A 17,812-nucleotide genomic window follows, 5' to 3' on the forward strand; every position below is an offset into this window, starting at 1 on the left:
GGTTGGCCTGTCAGCCTGTTGGGTTTGTGTCGTCTTCGGGAACTTTTATCGGCAAACCCTTGTGGGTGATGACCGGCGGTCTTGCCGGCCCCTTGCCCGGCTTGGCGGGGGCCCGCGTTGTGGGCGATGACAGCGCCTCGAACTTCTCCCGCTTCAGCCGCACCTGGATCATGTGCGGACAGCGGTGGTCGTCGTGGTAGAGTTCCTGGCAGTGCATGCAGTAAATGCACTCGTTGACATTGATCTGCCCTTCGGGATGGATCGCCTCGACCGGGCATTCCTTGGCGCAGCGCTGGCATGGCGACCCGCATTCGGGATAGCGCTTCAGCCATTCGAACATGCGGATTCGGCCGGGAATGGCGAGGGCCGCGCCCAGCGGGCACAGGTACCGGCAGTAGAAGCGCTCGATGAAGAGGCCGGCTCCCAGCAGCGCCAGCGCGAAGGCGACAAAAGGCCAGCCGCGTGCGAACTTCAGGATGATCGCCGTCTTGAACGGCTCAACCTCGGCATAAGTCTCGGCCAGCGACACGGAATAGAGCGACAGACCGAACAGGCCTAGGAAGATCATGTACTTGATCGGCCACAGGCGTTCGTGCAGGCCGAAGGGCAGCTTGACCTGTGGGACTTTCAGCCATTGCGCGATGTTGTTGGTCAGTTCCTGCAGCGCGCCGAATGGACACAGCCAGCCACAGAAAGGCCCCCTGCCCCAGAACAGCAGGCCCACGGCCACCGCCGCCCAAAGGATGAAGATGAGCGGCGCGGTGAGGAAGAATTCCCAGCTGAAACCGGTCAGGAGCGAATTGATGAAGGTCAGCACGTTGACGACGGAAAGTTGGGCGTTCGCGTACCAGCCGAGCCAAACCAGCGCGAACAGAAGGTAGCCCCGCCGCACCCAGGCGAACAGGCGTGGTCGACGCACCAGCCAGTTCTGGAAGAAGAAGATGGCGGTGAGCACCAGGAGGGCGACGACGGTGATGCCGATTTTGACAGTGTTCAGCTTCCAGATCTTCACCCACAGCGGTTCTTCGTCCGCTGAGCCCTGTCCGGCGGGCTCGGCGGCCGCCTGCGTGCCAGCCGCCAGCCCAGGTGCGGCCGCTTGCGGCTGCCGAGGAGGCTGTGCTGTCTGCGGTGGCGCGGACGTCGCCTTCAGGTAGCGATGGGGCAAGGTGTAGCCGAGGTCGAAGGGTAAGGTCGCCTTGTCGCGAGCGCCATAGCTGCGCTGGACGAGCAGTTGCAGCGCCCACGGCTCGGTAAGATCGAGCGGAAACTCGTCCGGCACCGTGAATAGCGCAATCTCGCGCAGGTGCGGCGCGCCCTTGGTCGCGAGGTCGCCGAGACGCGTATGGTTGCGGTCGCGAAAGCGCACCCCTTGCCCGCCCTGCAACAGCTCGATGCGATCGAAGATGCCGCCGCGCACATAGCCGGAGCCCTTGAAGGAATATGCGCCGTCTCCGGCCACCACGATCGCCTGCTGGCCGGGTCTGAGCGACTTCTGCAGACGCTCATAGGCGGTATCGCCCAGGAGGCTGCGGCCGATGGTGGGCACGCTGACTGGCGCGATAAAGAGATCGATGAAGCGATCGTCCGCATTGCCCGTCTCCGGTCGCGCGGCGGCCTCCGGATGGCCGGAATCGGCGAACGCCTTGGTTACCTCGCCCACAGTCAGGCGCAGGCTTCGCACCGAGCCGTCGCCAAGCAGGGTATTCCAGTCGTGGACTTCAGAAACGGTCGCATCCACTGTTTTCGCCGGGGTGACTGGCGCGCCGGAGGCCAACGTTCCGGTTTCCGCCAGACGGCCACTGCGGATCAACTTCACGGCCGAGCGCACGACGCTGTCGCTCATCACCAGGACGGTGACGGTCGCGCCGCTGACGATGTCCACTTGCGGCAGCTGTTCCTGACCAGCAGCGACTCGGCCAAGGTCCTTGCCGATCAGCGAATTGAGCGCCGCGACGACCTTTTCCTGCGGGATGCCTATGAGGACGATGGGTTCCTTGTGCTCGACCAGCTTGATGCCGCGGATGACCCCCTTGGGGTCGATCCCGACAAGGATGCGGATCGGCTTGCCTGAATAGCCTACGGCGCTGGAGAAGTCGGTGTTGAGATAGGCGTAGCCGACCGGCTTTCCGCTGGACAGGAGCGGCACCAATGGCGGGCTTCCCGACATCTCGCCATAGGCATCCGCGCCTTGGATCAGCTCCCCCGGCCGCGTGCCGGAAATAAAGTGCTGCAGGCTTTCGTCCGCACGGCTCTGAGGCATGGAAAGGGCGAGCAGTATGAATGCCGCCAGTACGAATGCCAGCGCGCGCCGCGCTCGGGCGCCGACATGGCGCGATGCGGCTCGATCGGTTCTGTGCATGAATGTGCCTGTAGGCATGCGCTTCCTCTCCGGCCGCTCCAGGCGCAACCGGTCTCAGGACGCACATGTCGGTGGTTTTGCCGGATGGTTCTTTGATCAAACGCAAACAAATGCGCCGAGGAAGATGGTACGACTAAGCGCTTAAGCGAGGGAAAGCTGTCCCATGTCCCGTCTGACGTCCGAACCGACCTCAATCCGGTCGATGGACGAGCTTCTTGCCGTCGCGCTGGCGATGGAGAAGGAGTCCGCCGACCGGTACGCAGGCTTGGCCGAGCGCATGCGCTCGGTCGGCCGGATGGAATTGGCCGATGTATTCGATCGTCTCGTCCGCGAGGAAACTGGGCATATCGATATGGTTGTGAGCTGGTCGCGTCAGGTCAGCCGCCAATCGCGAGAAGTTGTGCCGGCCGACGCCATGCCGCAGGATGTGTTCGACGATGAGGCAATAGGGCTGGTTTCGCCCGAACTTGTGGACGCCTACCGTTCTTTTGCGATCGCCGTCCGAAACGAGGAGCGCGCTTTCGCCTTCTGGTCCTATATAGCTGCCCATGGCGCGTCGCTGGAAATCCGGGAGGCTGCCGAGCGGATGGCGCGCGAAGAGCTCGAGCACGCGAAAACGCTGCGGCGCGAGCGACGGAAAGCCTTTTTCAAGGATCGGCGTCTGGGGCCGACAGTCCGCGAACCCCATGATCTGCCCGGCCTGGAGATGGAGGTCTGCCAGCGCCTTGAGGAATATGCTGACAGGAACGAGGATCGAAGCGAATACCGGGATCTCGCCCTTGAGGCGCGCATGATCTCCCTCGATCTCGCATCGGATCCTCTCCAGGACCCCGCGCAGGTTGGGCCGTCGCCGCCGAGAGCCCTGGATGCGCTCTGCGAGTGGTTGGCTGACTACTATATCGACGCCGGCGAACAGCTACCTTCGCAGGCCGCCCGGGATCGGGCGCAGGCCCTTGCCACCATCGCCGTCAAGCGCCTTGCTGTCGTCCGGACCCTTGCAGGGAAATAGGCGGGAACCCGACAGTCTGCGTCGGGTCGTCACTATGCCAAATCATTTTACCTCCAGACCGCGGCTTGCCGGGCAAGCCGAAGTCATCGCCGGTCCCCGGGGCACGTCCGCGTCAGTTGGCGCAACGCGTCGTGGCGTCGTTCAAGCTCGTCCTCGATCGCCCATCGAAAAATGAAAAGAACAATCTCACGCCAGTTTGCGCTGCAACAAAGTGAACCTCCCTGGGCCACGGTAGGTACCAGCGCGGTGTTCATCCCGTAGAAGAAGGAAAGTTAGATCATGAAATACGCAACCATCGCAGCGGCAGCGTTCGCGACTCTTGTCGCCTCAAGCGTAGCCCAGGCCGCCGACCATCAAGTGCAGCTGCTCAACAAGGGCGAGCACGGCGTCATGGTCTTCCAGCCGAATTACATCGAAGCAGCCCCCGGCGACACGGTGACTTTCGTCCCGACTGACAAGGGCCATGACGCGGCCAGCATCGACGGTATGATCCCGGACGGCGCGCAGTCCTTCAAGGGCGAGATCAGCAAGCCGGTCACTCTCACGGTCGACAAGGAAGGCGTCTACGGCATCAAATGCGTCCCGCACTACGGCATGGGCATGGTGGCGCTGATCGTCGTCGGCAAGCCCGTCAACCTGGAAAAAGCCAAGGCCGTCAAGCAGCCTGGCAAGGCCAAAACCGTGTTTGCCGATCTGTTGTCGAAGGTCCCGGCAAGCAACTGAGCCGACACTCACCGCTTTGGCCGCCTCCGGCTCATCCGGCGGCGGTCTTTGCGCATCCCGTCACCCATACAGGAATGCGGGATTGCGATGTCGCGCACGAGGGCAGGCAATTGGCCCGGGACTCCATCCTAAGGTTCCCCGGCCCCGGACACGGCTCCCTGAAGGCACACGCCATATTTGCCACGGACCGGAGAAATGCCACGCCGTTGGCCATTGTCAGGCCTGCATTGGTTGGTCACTGCATTCTGAGCATAGCCAGCAGCGCGTCTGTCGCGTGCCAGCCGGATGACGAGGTTGTCCGTGGCAAGACCGGCAGCGCAGCCGCCCTTCCTGCAGTCACGAAGGATGCTGGACATGTACCCCCGCGATGTCGGCCAGTTACGACACGCGTGCCGCAGTTGTGGGCACTTCGGGGAACCGACGCATCCACGCCAGCACGAGGCTGGATGAGTGCCACTCAAGATCGCGGCGAAATCCTTCCGGGTATTAGGCCGCAGCACGAATGACTTGCAGCAAAAGTCGTTCGCGTGACATGTTACTTGGAGCGCAAAACTGCCAAAGCCGGAAAATAAAGATGACTCGTCTTGACCGCTCACTGATCGCCAGCCTGTCGGCGTTTGAGGGGCTGACCCCGGCTGAACTCGACCGCATGGTTGGCCAGGCCCGCTCGCTTCGTATTGCAAGAAACCGGGCCGTCTTCGAGCAGGAGGGCGATGCCCATTCCTTCTTCCTGTTGTTGGATGGCCATATCCGCGTCGTCAAGAGTACGGCAGAGGGCGGAGAGGTCACCGTGCGCTACATCGGTCCTGGCGAACTGATGGGCATAGCCACGGCCCTTGGCCGCATCACCTATCCAGCCAGCGCCATCGCCGCGGTCGACTGTGTGGTGCTGGCATGGGCTAGCAGCCTGTGGTCGGAATTCGCCTCCGCTTATCCAAGCTTTGGTGCCAGCACCTACAAGACCGTCGGCAACAGGCTTCAGGATGCCCACACGCGTGTGGTCGAAATGTCAACCGAGCACGTCGACCGGAGAGTGGCCCATGCCCTCCTCAAGCTGGTGAACCAGACTGGAAGAAAGACGGAGGAGGGTCTCATGATCGACTTTCCGATTTCCCGCCAGGACATCGCCGAGATGACGGGAACGACGCTGCACACGGTCAGCCGCCTTATGAGCGCCTGGGAAGGAAAGGGATTGGTCAGAAGCGGCCGCCAGAAAGTGACTGTCGTGGAGCCGCATCGCCTGCTCATGCTGGCCGAAGGTCGGACGCAGAAGACATAGGCGACGCCGAACTGCCCGAGGATGCAGCGGTTTCCAGATCGCTGCGCAACAAATCTTCATCCAATCCGTGCTCGCGGGCGGCGTCAGCAACCCCATGGAAGGATGCAATGGGACAACCAACGCACAGCATGCCGCTGCGAATGACCACTCGGATGGTCAGCGGCCATCTGCGCATGATCTGGTCCATGGTCATATCGTCATCAATCAAAGATTCCATCGTCGTCATCCGCTTCCGAAGTCGGTCAACCCTAAGGCAATGGACGGCGGCGGTTCTTTGCGCCTCGACAAACTCCGGCGCGGAGCCAGCGTCATTCGCTCAGCCTCGCCGGATCAAGACGCGATAGTGTCCGTCGGGCTCGAAGGCTCCGCGCCAGAGATGGCCGCGCGATTGCAGTTCCTCGAAAAGGAAAATCGGCTCGCGCGGCAGCAGTGCTGCCAGCGTCTGTCCGGGCGACAGCGCCTCGACCCCTTCCAGCGTCCGCACCATCGGTTCAGGTGGCTCGAGGTTGCGATTGTCCAGTTCGACGACGGGCGCGGGCCAGGTCTCGCTGGTCGGGATGGTTCCATCAACCGCTGGCGCCTGTTCAGCTTCCACGGGGTCAGGCTGCTGGCCGACCGGCGTGAAGATCACCTCCCAGTCGCCATTGCCGATCTCGCGCGCCGCCGGTTCAAAGCCACGACTGCCCAGGACATGAAACAGGGGGATCGGCTTGAAGGTAGCAAGCAGGCGCAGGCTCTGGCCAGGTGCGAGCGCCTCGACCGCCGCCATGATGGCACTGAAAGGTTCCCCGCCTTCTCGCAGGATCGGCCTGACGTCGACATCGTAGTAAGGAAGAGTCATCGCTATCTCCAGTTCATTTCGCCATCAATGGGGGGCGGGGAGGAAAAGTCGTGGCCGCGACGCGCCTTCGGGCAGGCGCTTGTCATCCGGTACGTTGGCGAGACGGCGCGCCACGACGAGTTCGGCGACAATGGCCAGCGTCGCAAGCAGCGTCGCGGCGGCTGCGGCGCGAAACAAGCCAGGTTGGTCGACAAGCAGGGTTGCCGTGCCGGCCAGCACGCCGAGGAAATAGAGCGCGAACCAGATCCAGCCACGGCGTTCCATGACGAGGTCCTGTACTCGCGGAGTAGGCTTCCTGCCCATGACCGGGCCATAGCATTCCAGCCACGTGAGGAACGGCACGATCTTGTAGAGCTGCGAGAGTCCCAGTCCAGTTAGCCAGCCGAAGGCGACGAGATAGAGCAGCGCGCCGATATGGCGTTCCAGCGTTCCGGTCGCCAGCAGGGCAAGCAGCAGAATCGCTGACAAAGCGAGTGCCAGAAAGGCACCTTGGGCCGCGCGGCTGTTCAATTCCATGGTACGGCGCTTGCGGTGACGGTAGAAGAAGGCAAGATCGAGGCCGTAAAGGACGAGGGCAGCCATCCCGAGTGCCACCGCCAGCCTCGTCGCCGGGCTGACTGCGGCAGCAAGGCCCATTTTTTCCAGAAAGGCGGCGATTGGCGAGGCCAGCACGGTCAGCAGCAGTGCGACGACCCCGCTCCACCAGGACACACGACTGCTGGCGCGCTCCCGGTCCGGCGACAGCATGAACATGGGCAAAAGGCGGTAGGAGACGCCGATCGCCGTGAAACTCAGCCATCCGCCAAGTCCAACGGCGATATGGACAGGAAGCGCCTGCGTCCGGAAGTCGATCACCGCCAGCGCAGGAAGAAAGCCCGAAAGCAGCAACGCGAAGAGCGCGCCGAGGATGGCCGTGACGAGCACGCATCCCAAACCCACGGCAACGAAACGCGCGGGAAGCTGCAGGTTCGCGCGCCAGAGCGTGCCGCCGAGCACGCCGGCGACGAGCAGAAATCCGGCAGGCAGAAGCGTGCCTGCCAGGGCGAGCAGAGGAATACCGGTATCGAAGACGCCGGCCAATTGCAGGAAACCCGCCAGAAGAGAGGCGAGCCCGGTCAAAAGACATATCAAGGCGGGCAACACCAACCGTTCCCCGCGTAAAGGCTGCGCGATCAGCACCGGCACGAACTGAAACAGCGCGCCGCACATCAGCATGCTAAGCCAGCCGATCGTAACCATGTGCACGAGGACCAGCGTCTCTGGCGCCTCCACCGCCACCGCAGGGAAGCCGTAGCCGGCGACCATCAACATCTGGGCACCGACAAGAAAGGCCAACGCTACGGTGAAATATGACATTGTCCAGCGCGATAGCGCGGTGCCTATCATGGCCGTTTCCTCGCAGCGCCTCCATGACGGACAACGCATCAAAACCGTCGAAACTTCGCTGTGGCTTTCCGGCGACGGAGCCCTTTGCGGTTCGGGGTGCTCGCGCTGCAAAGAGATATCTATATCCAGTCGAGCACCTCAACAGGAAGCTTACCCGACCTGTCTCAATGGACTTTGTCCAAACGCAAACTTGTTCGCGAGCGAAGCATTTTCTCTTCGGCGGAAGGGTCGAGCCTACTGGACCAGCGGCGATGCGCTTGCCTCGATATGTGCGCCTTCGATTTCGGCCTGTCCGGCCAGAACGCTGACATACTGGCGCAGCGCCCTTTCCTCCACCTGTGACCGAAGACGCTCGGCGATCCGCTCCTGGACAACATCGAACGGAAGCTTGCGGCCTGGGATGCGCTGATCCACGGCCACGATGTGGAAGCCATAGCGTGTCTTGACGAGGTCGCGAAGAATTCCGGACGCTCCGAACTTGAAGACAGCCTTTTCGAACTCCGGCACCATGTCGCCGCGCCCGACCTGGCCGAGATTGCCGCCCTGCTCTCCTGACGGGCAGTTGGAAAGCTCGGCGGCAAGCGCCGCGAAGCGGTCTGGCTCGGCAAGCAGCGTGTTCAGCGCTTGTTCGGCCCGCACCCGCATATGCGGCACGTTCACCTGCGGCGTCACTTGAAACAGAATATGACGAACATTGACCAGATCGCCGCTTTCGAACTCGGCCGGGTTACGCTCGTAATACCGGCGGCATTCGGCGTCCGTCGGAACGGGCGTCACCACCTCCTTTTCCAGCAAGGCCTCAATCGCCGCCTCGACCGTCTCATCGTCCTCGGTCGCCGGCTCCAGCAGGGCGAGTGCGATGGCACGTTGCCGCAAAAGCTCGCGCGCGGCTGCAAGCTCAGCCGGCTGACCGGCGTCCACCGTCACCGCAAAACCGTTGACCGACAGGATCATGGCCGGGTCGGCTCCTGGGCGCGGGTCTTGGGCGTGCGAACGATCTGGTAGGGCCTAAATAGGTAGGACAGTGCGCCCGCCCCGCTCCAGATGTGGATCATGCGCGTGAACGGCGAGACGAGGAAGATCGTGAAGCCGAGCAGGATGTGCAGCTTGTACGTAAGCGGCACACCCATCATCAGTGTTGCAGCGCCGCCGTCAAGCGTGACAATGCCCTTCACATAGCTCGTCAGTGTCTCGAACAGTCCGCCGTCCATATGGAAGGCCGACAGTGGAACGGTGAGCAGGCCAAGCGCAAGCTGCAGCCAAAGCATGAGGGTGATGGCAATATCCCATTTGCGGCTGTTCAACCGGATACGCGGATCGGCGAGCCGGCGATGGATGAGGATCGTCAGCCCGACGATGGCGACGAGGCCGGCGATGCCGCCGACCACCATGGCAAGAAGCTGGTGCGCGACTGGCGTCAGCGCCCAGTCGACCGCCCAGTGCGGCGCCAAGAAACCCGCGAAATGGCCGAGGATGACGACAAGGACGCCGTAGTGGAAGAGATTGGAGCCGAGCCTCAATTCGCGCTTGCGCAACATCTGCGAGGAATCGCTCTTCCAGGTGTAGGGCTCGCGGTCGAAGCGGATGAGGCTGCCGATCAGGAGCACCACGAGACAGATATACGGATAGACGCCGAAGAGAAGCGTGTTCACGTAGGAATTGGCGAGCATGAAGAGCCTCCTTCCTTCTCAAGTTGTGGAGCCGCCGCCGGCCGTGTCGGCATCGGCAAAAGCGGGCCGCTCGGCCCAGTCGCGGTCGAGCGTTTCCGCCGGTTCGCGAACCGGTTTCACGCTGGCCGCATCGACGGGTTTCTCGCCTGCGATGGCGAGCAGTGCCTGGATGACAGCGGCATAGCTGCTTTGCCGGGCCAGCAGCGCGCGGCAGATGGAGGCCAGAATGGCCTTGCAGTCGACCAGCAGTTCGCGCGCCTCGGCCATGTCGCGCTGGCCCAGATACTCGAGCACGACCGGCAGGTAGTCCGGCAGTTCCGAAGCGGTGAGCTCAAAACCGGCGGCGGCGTAGAGTGCCTTCAGTTCGACCATCGCGGCACCCCGATCCCGGCCGTCGCCATGCAGGTGCTCGAAGAGATGTAGCGACAGCGCCCGCCCCCGGTCGAAGAGATCGACATAACGCTCTTCCGCCGCAAGCAGGTCGTCTTCGTCGATCTCGGCGAGAAGGCGAAGCAGGTCCTCACGCTCGCGTGTGGCCAGCAGTGGCGAGGTGCGCATCAGCTCGGCGATCTCAGGCAGCGCCTGGCGCATCTCGGCGTCCGGATAGGAAAGCAGGGCACTGAACGCCTTGAAGATCAGCATGGCACGTGCCTCACGTATCGAGTGGTCGCACTGGGTTCAGCTTGCGCCGCCCCATCTTGCCGCCGAAGAGCGAGGAATGCGGCGGGCCGAAATCGCAGCCATTGCCGAAGGTGAAGCCGCATGAGCCCTTCAGCCCGTACGCGTCTTCGGCTTCCTCGCGGTGGCTGGTCGGGATGACGAAGCGGTCCTCATAATTGGCGATGGCGAGATAGCGGTGCATGTCCTGGACCTGCGCGACCGAAAGCCCCGCCTGCGCCAGCACCGCGTCGCCGTCGCCCTCTCCGAGCTGGCGCTGACGGAAATAGATGCGCATCGCCAGCATTCGCTCCAGGGCCGATACGACCGGCGCCTCGGCGCCGGCAGTGAGCAAATTGGCGAGATAGCGCACGGGGATGCGCAACGAGCGCACGTCGGGGATCTCGCCCACCGTCTCGATGGCACCGGCATTGGCATGCGACTGGATGGGCGAGAGCGGCGGTACGTACCAGACCATGGGCAATGTCCGATATTCGGGGTGCAGCGGAAAGGCGATCTTCCAGTCCACCGCCATCTTGTAGGCGGGGGAGCGCCTTGCTGCCTCAATCCAGTTGTCGGCGATGCCATCTGCTCGAGCCTGCTCGATCACTGCCGGGTCGTTCGGGTCGAGGAACAGCTTGAGCTGCGCTTCGTAGAGGTCCTGCTCGTCCTCGACGGATGCCGCCCGCTCGATGCCGTCAGCATCGTAGAGAAGCACGCCGAGATAGCGAATGCGGCCGACGCAGGTCTCCGAGCAGACGGTCGGCTGGCCGGCCTCAATGCGAGGATAGCAGAAGATGCACTTCTCCGCTTTCCCCGAGGTCCAATTGTAGTAGATCTTCTTATAGGGACAGCCGGACACGCACATGCGCCAACCGCGGCACTTGTCCTGATCGATGAGGACGATGCCGTCCTCCTCGCGCTTGTAGATCGAGCCGGAGGGGCATGAGGCGACGCAGCTCGGGTTCAGGCAATGTTCGCAGAGCCTCGGTAGATACATCATGAACGTGTTCTCGAACTGGCCGTAGATGTCCTTCTGCACCGCCTCGAAATTATAGTCCTGCGAGCGCTTGTCGAATTCGCCCCCGAGGATCTCCTCCCAGTTCGGCCCCCATTCGATCTTTTCCATCGGCCTGCCGGTGACCAGGGACAGCGGCCGGGCGACGGGCGCGGTCGGCAGTTCCGGCGCTTTCTGCAGATGCTCGTAGTCGAAGGTGAAGGGCTCGTAGTAGTCGTCGATCTCGGGCAGATTCGGATTGGCGAAGATATTGGCCAGAACGGCGAGCTTGCCGCCCTGCTTCGGGACGATCTTGCCATTCTTTTTCCGCTTCCAGCCGCCGTTCCAGCGCTCCTGGTTCTCCCAGTCCTTGGGATAGCCGATGCCGGGCTTGGTCTCGACATTGTTGAACCAGGCGTATTCCATGCCCTGGCGCGAGGTCCACACCTGCTTGCAGGTGACGGAGCAGGTGTGGCAGCCGATGCACTTGTCGAGGTTGAGCACCATGGCGATCTGCGCGCGGATCTTCATGATGCGGTCTCCTCGGCAATCGGGTCGACAGGGTTGGAGCGGTCGAGCCATTCGACCTTGACGAGCTTGCGCACCACCACGAACTCGTCTCGGTTGGAGCCGACCGTACCGTAATAGTTGAAGCCGTAGGAAAGCTGCGCGTAGCCGCCCACCATGTGGGTGGGTTTCAGCACCGTGCGCGTCACCGAATTGTGGATGCCGCCGCGCTGGCCGGTGATCTGCGAACCGGGCACGTTCACGATCTTTTCCTGCGCGTGATACATCATGCACATGCCTTCTTGGACGCGCTGGCTGACCACCGCGCGCGCCGCGATCGCGCCGTTCAGGTTGAAGAGTTCGATCCAATCATTGTCGACGATGCCGGCCTTCTTCGCATCGGTCTCCGAAAGCCACACAATCGGCCCGCCGCGCGACAGCGTCAGCATGATCAGGTTGTCGGTGTAGGTGGAGTGGATGCCCCATTTCTGATGTGGGGTGATGAAATTGAGTACGATTTCCTTCTCGCCATTCGCCTTCTTGCCAAGCATGGCGACTGCGGTACGGGTGTCGATCGGCGGACGGTAGACGGCCAAGCCTTCACCGAAATCGCGGAACCAGCGGTGATCCTGATAAAATTGCTGACGGCCGCTGATTGTGCGCCACGGGATCAGCTCGTTCACGTTCGTGTAGCCGGCCGTGTAGGAGACATGCTCGCTCTCTATGCCGGACCAGGTCGGCGAGGAGATGATCTTGCGAGGCTGCGCCTGGATGTCGCGGAAGCGGATCTTCTCGTCCTCGCGCGTCTTGGCAAGATGGGTGTGGTCGCGCCCAGTGATTTTGCCGAGCGCCTCCCAAGCCCTCACCGCTACCTCGCCGTTGGTTTCAGGCGCGAGATACATGACGGTTTCGGCAGCATCGATGTCGGTGTCGATGCGCGGCCGTCCATCGGTCGGTCCGCCGTCGTTGACACGATGGTTAAGGTCGCCGAGTCCCTTCACCTCGGTTTCGGTGTTCCACGAAATGCCCTTGCCGCCGTTGCCGAGTTTGTCGGCCAACGGCCCAAGCGCCGTGAAGCGGCGGTATGTATTGGGATAGTCGCGCTCGACCACGCTGAGCTGAGGTGCGGTGACCCCGGGCACAAGATCGCATTCGCCCTTCTTCCAGTCTTGTACTTCGAACGGCTGGGCAAGCTCCGCCGGCGTGTCGTGCTGGATGGGGGTCAGCACCACGTCGCGTTCGACGCCAAGATGGCCTTCCGCCAGTTCGGAAAAGCGCTTGGCGATCGCCTTGTAGGTCTCCCAGTCGCTTTTCGCCTCCCACACCGGATCCACGGCCGCCGACAGCGGGTGAATGAAAGGATGCATGTCGGAGGTATTGAGGTCGTTCTTCTCGTACCAGGTGGCCGTCGGCAGCACGATGTCCGAATAGAGGCAACTCGTCGACATGCGGAAGTCGAGCGTGACCACAAGGTCGAGCTTGCCTTCGGGTGCGGCGTCGCGCCAGGCCACCTCGCGCGGCTTCTCGCGGCCTTCCTCGCCGAGGTCTTTGCCCTGCAATCCGTGGCGCGTGCCGAGGAAGTGACGCAGGAAATACTCGTGCCCTTTGCCGGACGATCCGAACAGGTTCGAACGCCAGATGAATAGATTGCGCGGGAAATTGACCGGATTGTCCGGGTCCTCGCAGGCCATGCCGATCTTGCCGGATTTCAGGCCGGCGACGACATGGTCCTTGACACCGACGCCCGCGTTCTCGGCTTCGGTCGCGAGCGCCAACGGGTTGACGTTGAGCTGCGGCGCCGAGGGCAGCCAGCCCATGCGCTCGGCCTTGACGTTGAGGTCGATCATGCTGCCGCGATAGGGCGCGGGATCGGCAAGCGGCGACAGAAGCTCGGCCACGTCCAGCTTCTCGTAGCGCCACTGGTCGGAATGCGCGTAGAAGAAGGAGGTGCCGTTCATGTGGCGCGGTGGCCGCACCCAGTCGAGCGCGAAGGCGAGCATGGTCCAGCCTGTCTGCGGCCTCAGTTTCTCCTGCCCGACATAATGCGCCCAGCCGCCGCCCGAGACTCCGACTGTCCCGCACATCATCAGCATGTTGATGATCGAGCGGTAGCCCATGTCCTGGTGGTACCAGTGGTTCATGCCGGCGCCGATGATGACCATCGAGCGACCCTTGGTCTTCTCTGCGTTTGTCGCGAAGCCGCGCGCCACGTCGACGGCGTGCGCAATCGATACGCCGGTGATCTTTTCCTGCCACGCGGGCGTATAGGGCACATTGTCGTCAAAGCTTTTGGCGCAGTCGCCGCCGAGCCCGCGGTCAAGCCCGTAATTGGCACAGAGCAGATCAAAGACGGTGGCGACATGGGCCTCGCCGTCCGCCAGCTTGACGCGACGTACCGGCACGTTGCGCATCAACACGTCGCCGCCTTGGTCGTTTCCAGAAAAATGCGGATGTGGCGTGCCGCCGAAATAGGGGAAGGCGACCGGCAGCACGTCGTCGCGCCGATCTATGAGGCTGAGCCCCAGTCGCACCTCCTTGCCCGTCTCGCCGTCCTTCTCCTCGAGGTTCCAGCGACCCTTTTCCTCGCCGTCCGAAGGCCAGCGATAGCCTATCGAGCCCTGCGGGACGACGAGATCGCCGCTATCCTCGGCAAAGGCCACGGTCTTCCAGGCGGCGCGATCGGTTTTCGGTGTCTTGCGGCGCGATTTCGGCCCGCCTGCGAGATCGCTCTGGCGGACATAGCGGTCGGGCACAAAGCGGTCACCGTCCTTCCGCAGCCGCACCAGCATCGGCAGGTCGGTCAGACGCCGGCAATAGTCCTGGAAATACGGCACCTGTCGGTCAAGGAAGAACTCCTTGAGGATGACGTGCCCCATCGCCATGGCGAGCGCCGCGTCCGTGCCCTGCTTGGGATGCAGCCAGAGGTCGGACAGTTTCGCCACCTCGGCGTAGTCGGGTGTCACGGCCACGACCTTGGTGCCATTGTAGCGCGCCTCGACGAAGAAATGCGCGTCGGGCGTGCGCGTCTGTGGCACGTTGGATCCCCAAGCGATGATGTAGCCGGAGTTGTACCAGTCGGCCGATTCCGGCACGTCGGTCTGCTCGCCCCAGGTCTGCGGACTCGACGGCGGCAGGTCGCAGTACCAGTCGTAGAAGGACAGCAGCGTGCCGCCGATGAGGCTCAAATAGCGCGCACCGGAGGCATAGGAGACCATCGACATGGCCGGGATTGGTGAGAAGCCTACGACCCTGTCAGGACCGAAGGCCTTGACCGTATGCACGTTAGCGGCGGCGATGATCTCAACGGCCTCCGCCCAGGTCGAGCGCACGAAGCCGCCGCGCCCGCGCATCGCCTTGTACGATTTCGCCGCCTTTTGATCATCGACGATCGAGGCCCAGGCCTCCACCGGCGCAAGCGTCTTGCGCGCCTCGCGCCAGGCCTTGACCAGACGGCCGCGCACCATCGGATATTTGATGCGGCTGGCGCTATAGAGATACCAGCTATAGGAAGCGCCACGCGAGCAGCCCCGCGGCTCGTGGTTGGGCATGCCGGGCCGCGTGCGCGGATAGTCCGTCTGCTGTGTTTCCCAGGTGACGACGCCACTCTTGACGTAGATCTTCCACGAGCACGAACCGGTGCAGTTCACGCCGTGAGTGGAACGTACGATCTTGTCGTGCTGCCAGCGCTGTCGGTAGCCCTCCTCCCACATGCGGTCCTCGTCGCGCAACTCGCCATGGCCATCGGCAAAGGTCTCGCGGCGGCGGGACAGGTAAGTCAGGCGTTCCAGGAAGTGGCTCATACGGCTGTTCCTTTTGTCGGCGTCAGTTTTGCGAAGCCTTCTGCTGTGCGGCCCCCTCGCCCATGACCGGGGCGCGCCGCACCTCTGTCAGATAGTTCCACGTCAGTGACACCCAGACGATGCCGTAGAGCAGCATGAAGCAGCTCGAATTGACGCCGAGCCGATCGAGGATGGCACCGAACATGATCGGCAGCAGGAAACCGCCAAGGCCGCCCATCATGCCGACGATGCCGGACACCGCGCCCATGTTTTCCGGAAAGTCGTCGCCGACATATTTGAAGGTCGAGGCCATGCCGCAGGCGAACGCGATGCCGAGCACGAACAGAAGCGCGGTGAAGAACCAGGCCGGCAGGGCTAGGCCGAAGCTCGCCGGGCCGCTGACCGTATGGATGGTCAGCTCGGTCTTCGGATAGGAAAGCAGGAAAAGGCAGATCCAGGCGACCCACAGCACCCACCATGTCACCGCATGCGCGCCGAAGCGGTCGGAAAGCCAGCCGCCGAATGCGCGGAAGACGCCGGCCGGCAAGGCAAAACAGGTCGCCAGCAGCGAGGCCTGCGCGATGGTCAGACCATATTCGGACTTGAAATACTGCGGCATCCAGATCGACAGTGCCGTAAAGCCGCCGAAGACGATGGAATAATACTGGCAGTATTTCCACACTCGCGGATCGCGCAGCACGGCAAGCTGTGACCGCATGGATGGCGAAGTCGCCGTCCGCGCGGTATCCGGCGCCGAGAATATCCAGAAGACTCCGGCCGTCACGACCAGGCCGACTGCATAGACCTTGGGCACCATCTGCCAGCCATAGGCGTTGATAAGCCACGGCGCCACGAACATGTTGAGGGCCGCGCCTACCGTGCCTGCTCCAAAGAAGCCCATGGCGAAGCCGCGCCTTTCCTTGGAAAAGAACCGCGCGACATAGGGCGTGCCTACCGAGAAGGAGGCTCCCACCAGCCCGAGCGCCAAGCCGAGCAGCAGGAAATGCCACAGCGCAGTGGCATAGGAGGAAATCCACACCGGAACGGCGCAGCCGAGAAGCAGTGCCAGCATCAGGCGTCGGCCGCCGAGACGGTCGGTCCAGATGCCAAGCGGCAAGCGGAACAGCGCCCCCGTCAGCACCGGCATGGCGGTCAGAAGACCGAATTCGAGCGAATTGAGCCCGAGTTGCTCGCGGATCGGGATGCCGATCACGCCAAACATCATCCAGACGGCAAAGCAGGCCGTGAAGGCCCACGTGCTGACAACCAATACCGCGGCGCTTCCTCGCCTGGGCATCCAAGCCTCCGGCTCCGATTCCTAGGTTGTTCCGAAAAATATCGCATCGCGATCATCCCAGTTCTTAGCGCAAATGCAAGTACAAACCGGAATCGCCCACCAAACCCAGGTCCCACCGCGTGAGCCCTGCGAGCTCTGTAAGAGGGCCTGGGACTCCTGATGACGATGCACGCAGCAATCGACAACGGAGCTCTGAATGATGCCGGAAGACCAGATACACATCGTCATGGGTCACGCAACCGGCGCCATGCGCCGATCAAAAACGTCGAGAAATTTCGCCAGAATTCAATCAAGCCGACCTGAAGCGCCAAATACAAGATGGCGACCTGCCGGTGCTGCATCAGCGATCCTGCAGATTCGAAATAGATCACGCTGGCTACAAATATCCCATTTTCGCCTTCGCCGATCGCGAGGGGCAATGGCGCATCAATCGCATCCGGCGGTCTCGAAACGGAGAACCTTGGGGAGCTTGCAGCTCGCATCCTATAGCGCGGAGCAGGTGTTCCCACGATTGACGCGTCAACCCACCAAGGCAAGGATGCGTTCCGGCGAACGCGGCAGGTCCGTCAGTTCGGCGCCCAGCGCATGATTGACGGGGTTGCCGCCGCAACCGGAATGGTCGCTACCTCGCCGACGGCTTTTGCGAGCCGGGACAGGCCCTCGGCAGATGTTATCGTTTCATGATGCGGGTTGTTCATCTCCGTTCTCCGCAATCTGTGCCTCCCGGCCGAAACCGGGAGGCGGACCGCAGTGTTGAGGGTGAAAAATCGCAACGGTCAGGCAGCTTTGCGAGGACGTTCGGTATCCTGCGCGATCTGCTTACTGACTGCCGACGCATCGCCAGAGCCGATGGTGATGCGACGCGGCTTCAGCTCTTCGGGAATCTCACGCACTATGTCGATTGTAAGCAGGCCATTGTCGAGGTTCGCCGCCACAATCTTCATGTGGTCGGCCAGCTTGAAGGTCTGACGGAAACTGCGGTAGGCGAGGCCCTGGTGCAACAACTGCCCGCCGGTCGGTTCATCGCTCTTCTGGCCAACGACAACCAACTCGGGGCCGTGCTGGGTGAGCTCAACTTCTTCTGTGCTGAAGCCCGCAATCGCCATGGTGATACGGTAGTCGTTCTCGCCGACCTTCTCGATGTTGTAGGGCGGCCAGTCGGCCCGAGTGCTACTGTCGAGCATATCGAAGAGGCGGTCGAAACCGACCGTGGTGCGGTAGAGAGAGTCAAAGGTTCTCATAGCCATATTCTCCTTGAGCAACATGGGTATAAGGGACGCCGCCCCATGCGGCGCCGCCAGTTTGCCG

General features: G+C 62.6%; 15 protein-coding genes. 3 read left to right on the forward strand and 12 right to left on the reverse strand.

Annotation, left to right across the window (positions count from 1 at the left end; all coding sequences use genetic code 11):
• Positions 1-10: 10 nt before the first annotated feature.
• A complete protein-coding gene (locus ASD12_RS06955; protein WP_244482765.1) occupies positions 11-2,377 on the reverse strand; it encodes a NosR/NirI family protein in 2,367 nt (788 codons plus the stop codon).
• A 145-nt stretch (positions 2,378-2,522) separates the two neighbouring features.
• Here ASD12_RS06955 and ASD12_RS06960 point away from each other — a divergent pair, with 145 nt between their 5' ends.
• From ASD12_RS06960 to ASD12_RS06970, 3 genes are all read left to right on the forward strand, one after another.
• A complete protein-coding gene (locus ASD12_RS06960; protein ID WP_056583258.1) occupies positions 2,523-3,368 on the forward strand; it encodes a ferritin family protein in 846 nt (281 codons plus the stop codon).
• Positions 3,369-3,647: 279 nt separating this feature from the next.
• The gene (locus tag ASD12_RS06965; RefSeq protein ID WP_056583260.1) at positions 3,648-4,091 is read left to right on the forward strand and encodes a pseudoazurin; all 444 of its coding nucleotides are present in this window, start codon (positions 3,648-3,650) and stop codon (positions 4,089-4,091) included.
• A gap of 574 nt (positions 4,092-4,665) precedes the next feature.
• Entirely contained in the window at positions 4,666-5,370 is a 705-nt protein-coding gene (locus tag ASD12_RS06970) for a Crp/Fnr family transcriptional regulator (protein WP_056583262.1), read from the forward strand.
• On the opposite strand, the gene ASD12_RS32840 is transcribed toward ASD12_RS06970, so the two are convergent.
• The 11 genes from ASD12_RS32840 to ASD12_RS07020 form a co-directional block, all read right to left on the reverse strand.
• A complete protein-coding gene (locus ASD12_RS32840; protein ID WP_082525294.1) occupies positions 5,336-5,587 on the reverse strand; it encodes a DUF1858 domain-containing protein in 252 nt (83 codons plus the stop codon). The two genes, ASD12_RS06970 and ASD12_RS32840, sit on opposite strands and share 35 nt — an antisense overlap.
• A 99-nt stretch (positions 5,588-5,686) precedes the next feature.
• Positions 5,687-6,211, reverse strand: coding sequence for a DUF2249 domain-containing protein (locus ASD12_RS06975; RefSeq protein WP_056583263.1), 525 nt, complete (start codon positions 6,209-6,211; stop codon positions 5,687-5,689).
• Positions 6,212-6,235: 24 nt separating this feature from the next.
• The gene (locus ASD12_RS06980; protein ID WP_056583265.1) at positions 6,236-7,597 is read right to left on the reverse strand and encodes a hypothetical protein; all 1,362 of its coding nucleotides are present in this window, start codon (positions 7,595-7,597) and stop codon (positions 6,236-6,238) included.
• Positions 7,598-7,831: 234 nt separating this feature from the next.
• Positions 7,832-8,551, reverse strand: coding sequence for a peptidylprolyl isomerase (locus ASD12_RS06985; RefSeq protein WP_056583266.1), 720 nt, complete (start codon positions 8,549-8,551; stop codon positions 7,832-7,834).
• Positions 8,548-9,267, reverse strand: a complete 720-nt coding sequence (gene narI, locus ASD12_RS06990; protein ID WP_056583268.1) for a respiratory nitrate reductase subunit gamma — start codon at positions 9,265-9,267, stop codon at positions 8,548-8,550. The genes ASD12_RS06985 and narI overlap by 4 nt, the downstream gene beginning before the upstream one ends.
• 18 nt (positions 9,268-9,285) lie before the next feature.
• Positions 9,286-9,909 (reverse strand): nitrate reductase molybdenum cofactor assembly chaperone, encoded by a 624-nt coding sequence (narJ, locus tag ASD12_RS06995; protein ID WP_056583270.1) that lies wholly within the window; start codon positions 9,907-9,909, stop codon positions 9,286-9,288.
• A gap of 10 nt (positions 9,910-9,919) precedes the next feature.
• Positions 9,920-11,452: a nitrate reductase subunit beta gene (gene narH / locus ASD12_RS07000; protein WP_056583272.1), complete on the reverse strand. Its 1,533-nt coding sequence runs from the start codon at positions 11,450-11,452 to the stop codon at positions 9,920-9,922.
• Positions 11,449-15,228: a nitrate reductase subunit alpha gene (locus tag ASD12_RS07005; protein ID WP_056583274.1), complete on the reverse strand. Its 3,780-nt coding sequence runs from the start codon at positions 15,226-15,228 to the stop codon at positions 11,449-11,451. The genes narH and ASD12_RS07005 overlap by 4 nt, the downstream gene beginning before the upstream one ends.
• Before the next feature lie 22 nt (positions 15,229-15,250).
• A complete protein-coding gene (locus ASD12_RS07010; protein WP_056583276.1) occupies positions 15,251-16,504 on the reverse strand; it encodes an MFS transporter in 1,254 nt (417 codons plus the stop codon).
• A 224-nt stretch (positions 16,505-16,728) separates the two neighbouring features.
• A complete protein-coding gene (locus ASD12_RS07015; protein ID WP_056583278.1) occupies positions 16,729-16,923 on the reverse strand; it encodes a hypothetical protein in 195 nt (64 codons plus the stop codon).
• A 357-nt stretch (positions 16,924-17,280) separates the two neighbouring features.
• Positions 17,281-17,745 carry an Hsp20 family protein gene (locus ASD12_RS07020; RefSeq protein WP_056583281.1) on the reverse strand — a complete coding sequence of 155 codons (465 nt, stop codon included), beginning with the start codon at positions 17,743-17,745 and terminating at the stop codon, positions 17,281-17,283.
• Positions 17,746-17,812 lie beyond the last annotated feature (67 nt).

The organism is Mesorhizobium sp. Root102 (genome assembly GCF_001425625.1).
In the GTDB taxonomy this organism is placed as follows: Bacteria; Pseudomonadota; Alphaproteobacteria; order Rhizobiales; family Rhizobiaceae; genus Mesorhizobium.

Coding starts and splice junctions, on each gene's coding strand:
- ASD12_RS32840 (WP_082525294.1), bottom strand. CDS start 5,587: ATGGAATCTTTGATTGATGACGATATGACCATGGACCAGATCATGCGC.
- ASD12_RS07010 (WP_056583276.1), bottom strand. CDS start 16,504: ATGCCCAGGCGAGGAAGCGCCGCGGTATTGGTTGTCAGCACGTGGGCC.
- ASD12_RS06960 (WP_056583258.1), top strand. CDS start 2,523: ATGTCCCGTCTGACGTCCGAACCGACCTCAATCCGGTCGATGGACGAG.
- ASD12_RS06980 (WP_056583265.1), bottom strand. CDS start 7,597: ATGATAGGCACCGCGCTATCGCGCTGGACAATGTCATATTTCACCGTA.
- ASD12_RS06955 (WP_244482765.1), bottom strand. CDS start 2,377: ATGCCTACAGGCACATTCATGCACAGAACCGATCGAGCCGCATCGCGC.
- narH (WP_056583272.1), bottom strand. CDS start 11,452: ATGAAGATCCGCGCGCAGATCGCCATGGTGCTCAACCTCGACAAGTGC.
- ASD12_RS07020 (WP_056583281.1), bottom strand. CDS start 17,745: ATGAGAACCTTTGACTCTCTCTACCGCACCACGGTCGGTTTCGACCGC.
- ASD12_RS07005 (WP_056583274.1), bottom strand. CDS start 15,228: ATGAGCCACTTCCTGGAACGCCTGACTTACCTGTCCCGCCGCCGCGAG.
- narI (WP_056583268.1), bottom strand. CDS start 9,267: ATGCTCGCCAATTCCTACGTGAACACGCTTCTCTTCGGCGTCTATCCG.
- narJ (WP_056583270.1), bottom strand. CDS start 9,909: ATGCTGATCTTCAAGGCGTTCAGTGCCCTGCTTTCCTATCCGGACGCC.
- ASD12_RS06985 (WP_056583266.1), bottom strand. CDS start 8,551: ATGATCCTGTCGGTCAACGGTTTTGCGGTGACGGTGGACGCCGGTCAG.
- ASD12_RS06975 (WP_056583263.1), bottom strand. CDS start 6,211: ATGACTCTTCCTTACTACGATGTCGACGTCAGGCCGATCCTGCGAGAA.
- ASD12_RS06970 (WP_056583262.1), top strand. CDS start 4,666: ATGACTCGTCTTGACCGCTCACTGATCGCCAGCCTGTCGGCGTTTGAG.
- ASD12_RS06965 (WP_056583260.1), top strand. CDS start 3,648: ATGAAATACGCAACCATCGCAGCGGCAGCGTTCGCGACTCTTGTCGCC.